Genomic DNA, 12,736 nt, shown 5'->3' with positions numbered 1-12,736 from the left:
TGGAAGCGGCTCGGACCCCTCGGGGTCGGAGCATCACCCGCCGTCTGGAAAACTGTGGTCTTGTGGAACCCATCGGCATAATCGCGATCGCTGTCGCCATCCTGGTGCTGGCGGCCGGCAGCATGTTCCTGCTGCTCCGGCCGCGCGGCAAGGCGGCGCCTCCGCCGGTCGAGCCGCCCGAGGTGCGGATCCCGGAGGAGACACAGGCACCGCCCAGGGGGGCGGTGGAGGACCAAGAGGCGACGACCACCATCCCGCCTCCGCGGACCACGCCGGCCGAGCCGATGGTCGTCCCGCCCCCGGCGGTGGAGATCCCGCCGCCGTCCGCGGGCCGGATGGTACGGCTGCGCGCCCGGCTGGCCCGCTCACAGAACACCCTCGGCAAGGGCCTGCTCGACCTGCTCTCGCGTGACCGTCTCGACGACGACACGTGGGACGAGATCGAGGAGACCCTGATCACCGCCGACGTCGGGATCGCCCCGACCCAGGCGATGGTGCAGGACCTGCGGACGCAGGTGAAGGTCCTGGGCAGCCGCACGCCCGACGAGGTGCGCGCCCTGCTCCGCAAGGAGCTGCTCATCCAGATCGGCGCCGACCTCGACCGCACCCTGCACGTCCAGCCGCACGGTGAGCGGCCGGCCGTGGTGCTCGTGGTCGGCGTCAACGGCACCGGCAAGACCACCACCACCGGCAAGCTGGCCCGCTCCCTCGTCGGAGACGGCCGCTCGGTCGTGCTCGGCGCGGCCGACACCTTCCGCGCCGCCGCCGCCGACCAGCTCCAGACCTGGGGAGACCGGGTCGGGGCCGAGGTCGTGCGCGGCCCGGAGGGCGGCGACCCCGCCTCGGTCGCCTTCGACGCCGTGGCCAAGGGCACGGCCGACAAGGCCGACGTGGTGATCGTGGACACCGCCGGCCGGCTGCACACCAAGACCGGCCTGATGGACGAGCTGGGCAAGGTCAAGCGGGTCATCGAGAAGAAGGCCACGGTCGACGAGGTCCTGCTCGTCCTCGACGCCACCACCGGCCAGAACGGCATGCGCCAGGCCCAGGTGTTCGCCGAGGTCGTGGACGTCACCGGCATCGCCCTGACCAAGCTGGACGGCACCGCCAAGGGCGGGATCATCATCTCCGTCCAGCGGGAGCTGGGTGTCCCGGTCAAGCTCGTCGGCCTGGGCGAGGGCCCGGACGACCTGGCGCCGTTCGATCCCGAGGTCTTCGTCGACGCGCTCCTCGGAGACTGACAGCGCCCGTCGAACCACCCGAGTCACGCGGACGCCCCCGGGAACCATCCCGGGGGCGTCCGCCTTCGTGTTCTCGCGGCCTTCGGCGCGTTCCCCGCCGGGGTCAGCGGGAGTAGACCTCCATCTCGTAGAGCGAGTAGCCGTAGGAGGTGGCGCGCTTCTCGCCCTTCATCCGGACGTATCTCGTGCTCACCGGGGCGAACGTCACGTTGTCCACGCCGCCGTTCCCGGCGGTGGTGGAGAAGACGGTCGTCCAGGACGACCCGTCGGCGGACGTCTGGATCGAGTACGCCGAGCCGTAGGCCGACTCCCAGCGCAGCAGCACCCGGGCCACGGTCTTCGCCGAGCCCAGGTCCACCTGGAGGTACTCGTCGTCGCTGCGGGCGCTCGACCAGCGGGTCGCCGGGTCGCCGTCCACCGCCTTGCTCGCCGGGTAGAGCAGGAACAGCTCGGAGCTGGACGCCTTGGCCGTACGGCCGGCCGCGAGGTTGCCGATCGGGTCGCCCCGGTGCGAGGGGAACGACACGACCTGCTGGTAGGTCGGCCGGTTCTGCCAGGAGATCAGCGGCTGCTTGATCCCGCCGAGCGGGGAGTGCCGGACGCTGTCGGCGCACCACTGGTCGCCCGCGGAGCAGACGTCGTCGGCGGGGTAGGTCGTCGCCGCGGGTTCGGCGAGGGCCGCCGCCAGGCTGTCCAGCAGCACCGTCCGGCAGCCCGCCACCGTGCCGTCGCCGCAGTACTTCGCGGGCAGCGGCCCGGTGACCGGCTCGCCGAGCACCGCCCGGAGGTCCTTGCTGACGTAGCCCCACCAGCCGTACTGGAACGACGAGCCCTTGTGGGCCTGGGCCTCGTTGGCCGAGCCGGGCTGACCGGAGGAGTCGCCTCGCTGGTGGCCGGAGGGGGACTCGTTGATCTGCAGGGCGCCGGTCAGGGACCGGTACAGGTCCTCGCCCATCCCCGGCCGGAACTCGGCCTGGACGAGCCTGGGCCACCAGGCGTCGAACGCGCGGATCGCCGCGGCGTGCGCGTACGTCCGGCTGCCCGCCGCGGTCTCGACCCGTTTCGCCCCCGAGTCAGCCCACGCCTTCAGTCCGGCGACCGCCGAGGCGAGGGCCGGGTCGGAGGGGGAGGCGCCGATCACCCGGAGCAGGTGGGGCAGGACCTCCTTGCCGCGCAGGTCGGTGACGGCGGCCTCGGCCATGATCTTCGCGGTGCCGGCCCGGTCGAGCTTGCCGGGGCCGGCCAGGGCCGCCTTGACGGGGGCGTCCAGCAGGTCGACCCGGTGGACCGGGCCGAAGCTGAAGTTGCCGTCGGCGGCGCCGTAGTCCTTGGCCTGCTTGTTGTTCCAGCTGACGAAGTAGTCCTGGTCGACGGCCTGGGGGTGGGTCGAGGGGGCGGTGTAGGTCGCGGTGCGGGCGTCGGGGTCGAAGCCGGCCCACTCGTGGGCGGCGTCGGCCGTCATCGGCAGGTTCGGGTCGGAGACCGCGGACCTGACCGGGGTGTCGCCCGACATGAAGTACGCCGAGCGGGTCGAGTTGACGTAGAACCAGTTGAACGCGAACCCGATGTCGGAGGCGGCGTCGGTGAAGCCCGCCGGGTCGCCCATCTGCGCCGGGTCGTTGAACCGCTGGAACCCGACCGCCGAGTCGGCCTCGTGCCCGTAGGTCGAGCGCAGTGAGGCGAAGGCGGTGGGCTGCCCGCCGACGGTGCCGCGCCAGGTCACCAGCCCGTACTTGGTCCGCTTGATCACCAGGTCGTAGGAGCCGGCCGCGGTGGTGTCGGCGGTGTTGGGCTTCCAGGAGTTGGTCTTGCGCAGCGTCTCCATCGCCGTGCAGACGCCGCGGTAGAGGTAGTGGTCCGACGCCGTGGTCGGGGTCCCGCCGCCGGGCTCGCAGAGCTGCAGGGCGTAGGTGTCGGTGATGTCCTGGCCGCTGGAGGTGGCGCTCCAGGCGTAGTCGGTGCCCCGGCCGAGCAGCACGTACAGGTTGAGCCCGGCGAACGCCGCGCCGCGCGCCCGGATGCCGGGCCCGGACAGCTCCTCCAGCATGAGCAGCTGCGGGGCGAAGTAGCCGGTCTGCGGGCCGAACACCGCGACCGGGTGGCCGGTGGCGGACTCCGCGGCCGACACCACGACGGCGTTGGACATGCCGGGTCTGGCGTTGTCCACGGTCAGTCCGCCGAGCACGCCCTTGGCGGCCTCGCCGGAGCGGGCGGTGAGGGCCGGGCCGGTGGCCGACCCCCGCTCGTTCTCGGTGATGTCCACCGGCGCGGTCGTGGCGGCGTCGGGCAGGACGACGCCCGTGGCGCCGGGCGCGTTCCCCGAGGGGAAGCTCTGGCCGGCGTGCAGGGTGAGGGTGGTCTCCGGGTCGTTGCGCGACCGGAACGCCTCCCAGGCGCGGTCGCCGGCGGTGACGCCGTACCGGGCGCGGGCCGCGACCCGCACCAGCGCGGACTGCATCTCCGCGCCGCCGCCCCCGCCGAACAGGCCGCCGACCACGCCGGAGATCGCGATCAGGTCGGTCATGGTGAAGTCCTGGGGACCGCCCGCGTTGGTGATCGCGTCGAGGTGGCCGGTGAGGACGTACTCGCCGGGGCAGTTCCGGTTGGCCATGCAGTAGTCGATGTAGGCGTTGATGCCGTCGATGTAGGCCCGCACGTCGGCGTAGAGCTGCGCGCCCCGGGGGCCGGAGTCGCGCAGGCGGGTGAGCTGCGCCTGCAGGTCCGCCTCGGTGTAGGGGGAGTTGATCCAGACGCTCTGCTCCAGCGCGCGGTTGCCGGGCGCGCCGCCGGCGAAGGGCGTCAGCTCGCCCCGGCCGACGTGCCGGATCAGGTCCATGACCCACAGCCGGTCCTGCGCGCCGGCGTATCCGGCGCCGAACATCGTGCCCTCGCGGGTCGTGCCGGTGATGTGCGGGACCCCGGTGGCCCGGTCACGGACGATCTTCACGTCGGACCGCGGGCTGACGGTGCTCTCCACCCGCCCGTCCGGTACGCCGAAGGAGGCGTCGTTGAAGAACGCCGAGATCTGCTCGTCGGTCAGTCCGGTGTAGCCGGAGATGAGGTTCGCGTACGGGCCGAGCTGGTCGGTGCTGTGCCGGGGCATCGTGCCCGCCGCCTGGTTGGCGAGGATCTCGACCAGCGTGGCGTTGCCGTTCTCGCCGGGTGGCAGGATGTCCGCGCACTGGCCGAGGCAGTGGTCGTCGGGGACGAAGGTGTCCGCCGACGCCGGGGCGGGGGAGGTGAGGGGGAGGGTGAGCGCGACGATCGCGAACGCCGAGGCGGCGGCGATCATCCGCCGGAGACGTGAGTGCACGGGGGACCCCCAGAACATGAGGAGCACTCGGATGTTGGGAGGAACATACGCCCCGGTTACCGGCCGGGCAACAGTTCATCCGGTAACCGCGCCTGCCTCTTCCACCCGCTCACCCGGCCCGCGCCATCAGCCAGTCGGCCGCGGCGGGTAGCCAGTCGGGGTGGGCCTCGCCGAGCAGGTGGTCGGCGTACGGGACGAGCAGGTACTCGCCGCGCGGCGCGAGGCGGGCCAGCGGCTCGCCGTTGACCACGCCGGGGATGGCGTCCCGGCCGCCGTCCACCACCAGCAGCGGTACGGCGATGCGCGGGGCGAGGTCCGTCAGGTCCACGTGGCGGGCGAAGTCCCGGGCGGGGCCGGCGCCGCCGGCGCGCTGGGTCAGCGTGTCGTGCACGAACGCGGGCAGCGCGTCCCAGTCGAGGCGGAAGGGACCGCTGACGGTCACGGCGGCCCTGACCCGGGGTTCCAGGGCGGCGCTCTCGGCGGCGTAGTAGCCACCCAGGCTGAGCCCCACCAGGCCGATCCCCTCGACGCCGAGGGCGTCGATGACATCGCCCACCACCCGGTGGTAGTCGGGGCGGACGACGGTGGTGGCCGCGAGCGCCCCCTGCCCGGGGCCGTCCATGGCGAACACCGCCGCGCCCCTGCGCAGGAACGTGTCGGCGACGGCGTGGAACTCCTCCTTGCCGGAGTCCATGCCGGGCACGATCACGACGGTCGCCGCGGCGTCGGCGGGGCCGCGGAGCCGGCCCGTGAAGCCCGGGCCCTCGATCCTTCTCGCCTCCGGCTCCAGGACCTCCAGGGCGCGGCCCATGGCGGCGTCGGCCTCGGCGGCGGCCAGGGCGGCCAGCGCGCGGTCCGGGTGCGGCACGAGGGCGGCGAAGTGGAACCACCTGGCGGCCGTCCGGTGGTGCTCGCCCGCCGAGACCGCGGACGCCGCCGTCCGGGCCAGGTCGAGGTGGCGCCGCCCGGCCCGGACGAAGGCGTCCGGCCAGTCGTCGAGGGACGCGAGCCCGGCCGTGACGCGGCGGTACTCGTGCGCATCGAGGCCGGCGGCGGTGGCGCGGCTGAAGTTGGCCTCGGCGAACTCGGTGACGCTCATCGCGACTCCTCCGCGGTGCGGGGCTCTCCGGCGGCGCGGAGCTCCCGGACGGTGAGAGGTTCTCCGCCGGTGAGCAGGATCCGCCGGCCCGTCACGGCGCCGGCCGCGCGGAGCAGGCGCAGCGCGGTGATCCCGGCGAGGGGCAGGGCGGCGGCCCGGACGGAGGCGACGGAGCCGGGCAGCTCGGCGAGCGAGCGGGTGGGGACCGCGACGTACTCGGCCCAGCCCCCGTACGGCGGGTGCCCCACGACGCGGGTGCCGGCCGCCGGGCCCGAGCCGTCGGCCGCCGCCTGCACGACCAGGCCCGCGACGTCCTTGCCCGGGACGAGCCCCGGGCGCGGGTTCTCCAGCAGGAAGGTCTCCCCCCGGTTGACGGAGAACGCCTCCACCCTGACCAGGGCCTCGTCCGCGGCCGGGACGGGCTGAGCGTCCTCGGCGAGCTCCACCGGGCGTTCCGGCTCGCCGGTGGCGATCAGTCTCTTCATGCCGGTCATGGAACCGGAGGCGCGGGCGCCCCGGCCAACAACCGGCGGGGGAGGGCGACAACCATCGGTTGTCAACCGAGGCCCGTTCCGCGGCCCTTCATCACGGCGAGGGGCCGTCCGGGTGAACACAGTGGGCGAAAGGCCAACGAAACAGGCCATAAGGTGTGGGCCGTGGATCTCGACCTGGCACAGGTCCGCGCGTTCGTGCTCACCGCGGAGGAACTGCACTTCGGCCGGGCGGCGGTGGAGCTGTCGATCTCCCAGCAGGCCCTGTCCAAGCGGATCGCCGCCCTGGAGGCCCGGCTCGGCGCGCGCCTGCTCGACCGCGGCGGGCAGGGGGTACGGCTCACCGAGGCCGGGCGACGCTTCCTCGCGCCCGCCCGGCAGGCGCTCGCCGCCGGAGATCTCGCCGTGGCCGCCGTGCGCGACGAGCGCCGGCCGCTGCGGGTGGACGTGTGGGGCCATCTCTACGCGCCGATGCGCACGCTCGCCCCCGTCGCGGCGCGCGCCGAGGGACTGGAACTCGAACTGGGGCACGGCCGTGACCTGCCGTTCGTGGCGGCGGCACTGCTGCGTGGGGAGACCGACATCGGGTTCGGCAGGGTCCATCCGCCGCTGCCGGAGGGGCTCACCCACCGGCTGGTGCGGCTGGAGCCCGTCGACGCGGTGGTCAGCGCGGACCACTCCCTGGCGGCCGAGCCGGCCCTGCGGCCCGAGCAACTGCGCACCAGCGTGCTGTGGACGCCGGGACCGCTGGACCGGCTCGACTTCCTCGGCCGCTTCGCCGACCACTTCGGCGTCACCAGCCGGGAACAGGGCCCCAATCTCGGGCTCGACCACTTCGCCGGCCGCATCGCCGCGGATCCTGGCTGCTTCTCGCTGCTGCCCGCCGACTGCCCCCTGCCGGACGTCCCCGGCGTCCGGTCGATACCGCTGGTGGACCCGATCCCGCTGTACGCCTGGTCACTGCTGTGGCGGAGCTCCGGAGAGCCTCCACCGGCCGGTCCGCTGGTGGAGGCGTTCCTGGAGGAGGCGGGCCGCAGCCGGTGGCTGGAGTACGACCCGCGGCGCGACTGGCTGCCCTGAGGAGCGCCGTACGGCGTGGGCCGCCGGGGCGCCGCGCGGAAGCGCGGGAGGGCCGGCGGCGGACGCCGGCCGGGAGGGTCAGTGGCGGACGCCGACCGGGACGACCAGGGGCGTGCCCGCCACCGGGTCCTCGATGACCTTGGCTTCCAGGTCGAAGACCTCGGCCAGCAGCGGCTCGGTGAGGACCTCGTGCGGCGTCCCGGCCGCGATCACCCGGCCGGCGCGCATGGCGACCAGCCGGTCGGCGTACCGGGCCGCGAGGTTGAGGTCGTGCAGGACCATCACCACGGTCCGGCCGTGCTCGCGGTGCAGCCGGCGGACCAGCTCCAGGACATCGACCTGGTGGGCGAGGTCGAGGAAGGTCGTCGGCTCGTCGAGCAGCAGCAGGTCGGTGCCCTGGGCCAGGGCCATGGAGATCCACGCCCGCTGCCGCTGCCCGCCCGACAGCTCGTCCAGCGGGCGCTCGCCCAGGCCGTCCAGGCCCGTCATGGCCAGCGCCTCGCCGACCGCCGCCTCGTCGCCGGACGACCACTGCCGGTACCAGGTCTGGTGCGGGTGCCGTCCCCGGGCCACCAGGTCGGCCACGGTCAGCCCCTCGGGGGCCGTCGGCGCCTGCGGCAGCACGCCCAGGATCCGGGCGACCTCCTTGGTCGGCATCCGGTCGATGCGCTTGCCGTCCAGCAGCACCTCGCCGCCGGACGGCCGCAGCAGCCGTCCCAGCGCGCGCAGCAGCGTGGACTTGCCGCACCCGTTGGGCCCGATGATCGTGGTGACCGTGCCGGCCTCGATCCCCAGGTCGAGACCGTCGACGATGACGCGGTCACCGTAGCCGAGCCTCACGCCGACCGCCTGCAGCCTCACGTTCTCTTCCTCTCCGTGTTCCCGGTGCGTTCCGGGAGCCCGCCGCTCCGGAGATCGGTCGTCCGGCCGGTGCCCGCCGTTCACGCGCGTGCCCCCCGGCGCGCGCGGATGAGCAGGTAGATCAGGTAGGGGGCGCCCAGGACCGCGGTGACCACGCCCACCGGGAGCTCGGCGGGGGCGGCCACCGTACGGGCGGCCAGGTCGGCGGCGGTGACCAGGACGGCCCCGCACAGCGCCGAGACGACCAGCGGCGGCTGGGCGACCCCGGCCACGCGCAGCGCGATCTGCGGCGAGGCCAGGGCGACGAAGGCGATCGGCCCGGCCGCGGCGGTGGCCACCGCCGCGAGCAGCACGGCGGCCAGGATGAGCAGGCCCCTGGCGAGGTTCGTCCGCACGCCCAGGCCGGTCACGGTGTCGTCGCCGAAGCGCAGCACGCCGAGCGACCGGGTGCCGGCCAGCGCCGCCGGGACCAGTACGGCCAGCGCGATCGCGACCGGGACCACGTGCTCCCAGCCCCGGCCGTTCAGCGAGCCGCTGATCCACACCATGGCCCGGCCGCTGTCGGTGACGTCCCCGACGGTCAGCAGCCAGTACTTGACGTTGGTGAACACCGCCGAGACGCCGACGCCGACCAGGACGAGGCGGTAGCCGTCCAGGCCCCCGCGCCAGGCCAGCAGGTAGACGGCCAGCGCCCCGGCCAGCCCGCCGGCCAGGGCCACCAGGGGGACGCCCACGCTCGCCAGGGCGCCGCCCGCGCCGCCCGCGGCGCTCCCGGCGGTCACGATGACCCCGACCACGGCGACGCTGGATCCGGTGGTGACGCCGAGGACGTCGGGGCTGGCCAGCGGGTTGCGGGCGATGGCCTGGGTGATCGCGCCGGCCAGGGCCAGCGCCGCGCCGACGAGGACGCCGGTCAGCGCGCGGGGGAGCCGCAGCTCCATCACGACGAAGTGGTCCGGCCCGTCGCCGGTGACCGCCCGGAACACCTCGGCGACGCTCATCGGGATGTCGCCGAGACGCATGTTCAGCGCCATCAGCAGCACCGCGGCGGCCAGCAGGACCAGGGCGGCGGCGGCCGAGCGCAGGCGCAGCAGCCAGGAGGCCGGGCCGAGCCGCAGCGGCCGCTCGTGCGCGAGCCGTACGGGGACAGGGGACACGGGCGGGACGCCTTCCGGATGGGGCGAGGGGATCGGCGGGGAGGTCACAGACGCAACGGCTTCCTGCGCCTGACCAGCGCGACGAAGAACGGCGCCCCCAGCAGGGCGAGCACGACGCCGACCTCCAGCTCGCCGGGCCGGGCCACGACCCGGCCCACCACGTCGGCGCCCAGCAGGGCCGCGGCGCCGAGCAGCCCCGAGTACGGCAGCAGCAGCCGGTGGTCGGGTCCCGACAGGGGACGCGCCAGGTGCGGCACCATCAGGCCGAGGAAGGCGAGCGCCCCGCAGGCCGCGACGGCGGCGCCGCTGAGCAGCGTGATCGCGGCGACGCCGACGGTGCGGGTCAGCGCGACGTTCTGGCCCAGGGCCCGGGCCACGTCCTCGCCGAGCGCGAGGGTGTTGAGGCCGGGGGCGTTGACCAGCGCCAGGACCAGGCCGGCCGCGACGAACGGGAGGACCTGCCAGGCGACGTCGGCGCCGCGGCCCGCGATCGACCCGGCCTGCCAGAACCGGAAGACGTCCATGGCCTGCTCGTCCATCAGGACCATGGCGGAGGTGAGGGCGTAGAGGAAGGCGCTGACCGCGGTGCCGGCCAGGGCCAGCGTCACCGGGGTGGGACCGCCCCGGCCGCCGCCGGCCATGCCGAGGGCGAAGACGCCCACGCTGGCCACCAGCGCCCCGGCCAGGCCGAACCAGATGTAGCCGTACAGGCTCGTCACGCCGAACACCATGATGGCGGCCACCATCGCGAAGGCCGCGCCCTGGGTGACGCCGAGCAGCCCGGGGTCGGCCAGGGGGTTGCGGGTGTGGCCCTGCATCAGCGCGCCCGCCACGCCGAGCGCGACCCCGGCCAGCAGGCCGAGGGCGGTCCGGGGGACGCGCAGCGAGGAGACGACGATGTCGTTCTCGGTGCCGGTCGGGCCGGTCAGCGCGTGCCAGACGTCGGCGGGCGGCACCGGCCGGGCGCCGACCATGACGCTCAGCACGGCCGCCACCGCTACGGCGCCGAGCAGCCCGGCCAGGACGAGGGACGGGCGCGGGCGGGCCGGCCGGGGCCTGCCGGACGCCGGCGGCCGGACGGGGGTCACCGCTGTGCTCACCCGCGCTCCTCTCGGGTCGGTTGCCGGGCTTCAGGCAAGTATGTCAGGTTAGGTATGCCTAATCTAAATTAGGTGTGGCTTCAGCAAAGGAATTCGGATGAGAGTGTTGCGTACCCTGGCCGCCGGCGTCGCGGGGGCCGTGCTGACCCTCGGGCTCGCCGCCTGCGGGTCGGGTTCGTCCACCGGGACGGCCGCCGGCCCCGGCTCGGACGCCCAGGCGCCCAACCCGCGGGCGAGCGGTACGGCCGGCGCCGCGGCGTTCCCCCGTACGGTCAAGCACGCCATGGGCGAGACCGAGATCCCGGCGCAGCCCAAGCGGGTCGTGGCACTCGACCAGAGCTTCGTGGACGCGGTGCTGACCCTGGAGACCGACGTCGCCGGCTACACCACCTACCGGTCGATCGAGGAGCGGCTGCCCGACTACCTCGCCCCGGTCCTCGGGCACGCCGGGGACGCCACGTCGGTCGGCACGCTGGAGCAGCCCAGCCTGGAGAAGATCGTCGCGCTCAAGCCCGACCTGATCGTCTCGGCGAAGGTCCGCCACGAGGCGCTCTACGACAAGCTGTCGAAGATCGCGCCGACGGTGTTCAGTGAGACCACCGGCGCCATCTGGAAGGAGAACCTCCGGCTCATGGGCCGGGCCCTGGGCAAGGAGGACCTGGCCGAGCAGCGGATCACCGCCTACCAGGACCGGGCCGCGAAGATCGGCGAGTCGATCAAGGCGAAGGAGGGCGGGATGCCCACCGTCTCGGTCGCCCGCTTCGCCGGTGAGCCGACCGTCCGCCTCTACGTGGAGAACTCCTACTCCGGCCTGGTGCTGAAGGACGTCGGCTTCCCGAGGCCGAAGGACCAGCCGACCAGCGCGGACGCCATCATGGTGGACGTCAGCCAGGAGAACATCACCCAGCTCGACGCCGACCACATCTTCGTCGCCGCCTACGACGACCCGTCGGTCGAACCGGTCAGGAAGAAGTTCGAGGCCAACCCGCTGTGGGACCGGCTGAAGGGCGCCAAGCACGACGTCTCCGACACCACGTGGATGAGCGCCGTCGGCATCCAGGGCGCCCACGCCATGCTCGACGACCTGGCGAAGATCTTCGAGGTCGATCCGGCGAAGGCCGCCTGAGCGCGCCGGACGGACGGGCCGGCGGGCGGTGCGGGCGTGCTGTACGCGCCCGCCCCCGTCCCGCCCGGACGCGGGCGGGGTCCCACGTCACACCTCCGACAGAAAGGCCCGCAGGTCGCGCAGGTGCGGGGTGATGTCCAGGCCCTGCTCGGCCAGCCAGTCGTCGCTGTCATACGTCCCGCGGTAGCGCTCGCCGCCGTCGCAGATCAGCGTGACGACGCTGCCCCGCTCGCCCGCCGCGCGCATCTCGCGCAGGATCCGCACCGCCGCCGCCACGTTGGTGCCGGTGGAGCCGCCGACGTCGCGGCCGGTGACCTCCCGGACCCAGCGCATGGCCGCGATGGACAGCGCGTCCGGCACGCGGATCATGCGGTCGATGACCTCGGGCATGAAGGAGGGCTCCACCCGGGGGCGGCCGATGCCCTCGATGCGCGAGCCCGGGGCGGTGACCGTGGTGTCGCCGCTCTCCCAGGAGGGGTAGAAGGCCGACCCCTCGGGGTCGACCACGGCCAGGCGGGTGAGGTGGCGTCGGTAGCGGATGTAGCGGCCGATCGTCGAGGACGTGCCGCCGGTGCCCGCGCCGACCACGATCCAGGCCGGCTCGGGGTGGGGCTCCATCTCCATCTGCTGGAAGATGCTCTCGGCGATGTTGTTGTTGCCGCGCCAGTCGGTGACCCGCTCGGCGTAGGTGAACTGGTCCATGAAGTGGCCGCCGGCCTTGGCGGCCAGCCTGCGCGACTCCGAGTAGATCGCCTTGGGGTCGTCCACGAGGTGGCACTTGCCGCCGTAGAACTCGATCAGGGCGATCTTCTCCGGCGAGGTCGAGGCGGGCATCACCGCGATGAACGGCAGGCCGACGAGCCGGGCGAAGTACGCCTCGCTCACCGCCGTGGACCCGCTGGAGGCCTCCACGACCGTGGTGGACGGGCCGATCCATCCGTTGGCCAGGCCGTACAGGAACAGGGAGCGGGCGAGACGGTGCTTGAGTGAACCGGTCGGGTGGACGGACTCGTCCTTCAGATAGAGGTTCACTCCCCAGTGGGCGGGGAGGGGGAAGACGTGGAGGTGGGTGTCGCAGCTCCGGTGCGCGTCGGCCTCGACCCGCCGGATGGCCTCGGCCACCCAGGAGCGGGTACGGGGATCGTGCCGGTCCACCTGGTCCATCGGGGATTGCATGGGCCAAAGGTAGCGTGAGCTGCGAGGATGTGAGAGTGGACACACTTTACGACTGTTCCAAGGGAAAGATGTTACGATAACGATACTTGTCC

At 73.7% G+C, this 12,736-nt stretch carries 10 protein-coding genes; 3 read left to right on the top strand and 7 right to left on the bottom strand.

Annotated elements, in window-relative coordinates; translation table 11 throughout:
• The first annotated feature begins 122 nt into the window (after positions 1 to 122).
• Complete coding sequence (gene ftsY, locus HDA43_RS22240; RefSeq protein ID WP_246424621.1) at positions 123 to 1,241, top strand: signal recognition particle-docking protein FtsY; 1,119 nt, start codon at positions 123 to 125, stop codon at positions 1,239 to 1,241.
• 103 nt (positions 1,242 to 1,344) lie between these two features.
• Here ftsY and HDA43_RS22235 read toward each other — a convergent pair whose 3' ends face one another.
• The 3 genes from HDA43_RS22235 to HDA43_RS22225 form a co-directional block, all read right to left on the bottom strand.
• Complete coding sequence (locus HDA43_RS22235; protein WP_179824779.1) at positions 1,345 to 4,572, bottom strand: penicillin acylase family protein; 3,228 nt, start codon at positions 4,570 to 4,572, stop codon at positions 1,345 to 1,347.
• A gap of 91 nt (positions 4,573 to 4,663) precedes the next feature.
• Positions 4,664 to 5,653, bottom strand: a complete 990-nt coding sequence (locus HDA43_RS22230) for an alpha/beta hydrolase family protein (protein ID WP_179824771.1) — start codon at positions 5,651 to 5,653, stop codon at positions 4,664 to 4,666.
• Positions 5,650 to 6,138, bottom strand: a complete 489-nt coding sequence (locus tag HDA43_RS22225; protein ID WP_218912362.1) for an alcohol dehydrogenase catalytic domain-containing protein — start codon at positions 6,136 to 6,138, stop codon at positions 5,650 to 5,652. Before HDA43_RS22225 ends, HDA43_RS22230 begins: the two co-directional genes overlap by 4 nt.
• Before the next feature lie 171 nt (positions 6,139 to 6,309).
• Here HDA43_RS22225 and HDA43_RS22220 point away from each other — a divergent pair, with 171 nt between their 5' ends.
• Positions 6,310 to 7,224, top strand: coding sequence for a LysR family transcriptional regulator (locus HDA43_RS22220; RefSeq protein ID WP_179824768.1), 915 nt, complete (start codon positions 6,310 to 6,312; stop codon positions 7,222 to 7,224).
• A 78-nt stretch (positions 7,225 to 7,302) separates the two neighbouring features.
• On the opposite strand, the gene HDA43_RS22215 is transcribed toward HDA43_RS22220, so the two are convergent.
• From HDA43_RS22215 to HDA43_RS22205, 3 genes are all read right to left on the bottom strand, one after another.
• The gene (locus HDA43_RS22215; RefSeq protein ID WP_179824767.1) at positions 7,303 to 8,085 is read right to left on the bottom strand and encodes an ABC transporter ATP-binding protein; all 783 of its coding nucleotides are present in this window, start codon (positions 8,083 to 8,085) and stop codon (positions 7,303 to 7,305) included.
• 80 nt (positions 8,086 to 8,165) lie between these two features.
• A complete protein-coding gene (locus HDA43_RS22210; RefSeq protein WP_312873492.1) occupies positions 8,166 to 9,242 on the bottom strand; it encodes a FecCD family ABC transporter permease in 1,077 nt (358 codons plus the stop codon).
• Between the two features lie 44 nt (positions 9,243 to 9,286).
• Positions 9,287 to 10,342, bottom strand: coding sequence for a FecCD family ABC transporter permease (locus HDA43_RS22205; protein WP_179824763.1), 1,056 nt, complete (start codon positions 10,340 to 10,342; stop codon positions 9,287 to 9,289).
• Between the two features lie 97 nt (positions 10,343 to 10,439).
• On the opposite strand from HDA43_RS22205, the gene HDA43_RS22200 reads away from it, so the two are divergent.
• On the top strand, positions 10,440 to 11,468 hold the full coding sequence (locus HDA43_RS22200) for an ABC transporter substrate-binding protein (protein WP_179824761.1): 1,029 nt from the start codon (positions 10,440 to 10,442) through the stop codon (positions 11,466 to 11,468).
• 87 nt (positions 11,469 to 11,555) lie between these two features.
• Here HDA43_RS22200 and cds1 read toward each other — a convergent pair whose 3' ends face one another.
• Positions 11,556 to 12,644: an L-cysteine desulfhydrase Cds1 gene (cds1, locus tag HDA43_RS22195; protein ID WP_246424484.1), complete on the bottom strand. Its 1,089-nt coding sequence runs from the start codon at positions 12,642 to 12,644 to the stop codon at positions 11,556 to 11,558.
• Between the last annotated feature and the right edge of the window lie 92 nt (positions 12,645 to 12,736).

It is taken from the genome of Streptosporangium sandarakinum (assembly GCF_013409935.1).
In the GTDB taxonomy this organism is placed as follows: domain Bacteria; phylum Actinomycetota; class Actinomycetes; order Streptosporangiales; family Streptosporangiaceae; genus Streptosporangium; species Streptosporangium nondiastaticum.
Note: the sequence above shows the minus strand (reverse complement) of the source record. Positions and strands in the feature narration are given on the sequence as shown.

Excerpts from the sequence above, each read along its gene's own strand:
- HDA43_RS22225 (WP_218912362.1), bottom strand. The coding sequence starts at position 6,138 with ATGAAGAGACTGATCGCCACCGGCGAGCCGGAACGCCCGGTGGAGCTC.
- cds1 (WP_246424484.1), bottom strand. The coding sequence starts at position 12,644 with ATGCAATCCCCGATGGACCAGGTGGACCGGCACGATCCCCGTACCCGC.
- HDA43_RS22230 (WP_179824771.1), bottom strand. The coding sequence starts at position 5,653 with ATGAGCGTCACCGAGTTCGCCGAGGCCAACTTCAGCCGCGCCACCGCC.
- HDA43_RS22200 (WP_179824761.1), top strand. The coding sequence starts at position 10,440 with ATGAGAGTGTTGCGTACCCTGGCCGCCGGCGTCGCGGGGGCCGTGCTG.
- HDA43_RS22235 (WP_179824779.1), bottom strand. The coding sequence starts at position 4,572 with ATGTTCTGGGGGTCCCCCGTGCACTCACGTCTCCGGCGGATGATCGCC.
- ftsY (WP_246424621.1), top strand. The coding sequence starts at position 123 with ATGTTCCTGCTGCTCCGGCCGCGCGGCAAGGCGGCGCCTCCGCCGGTC.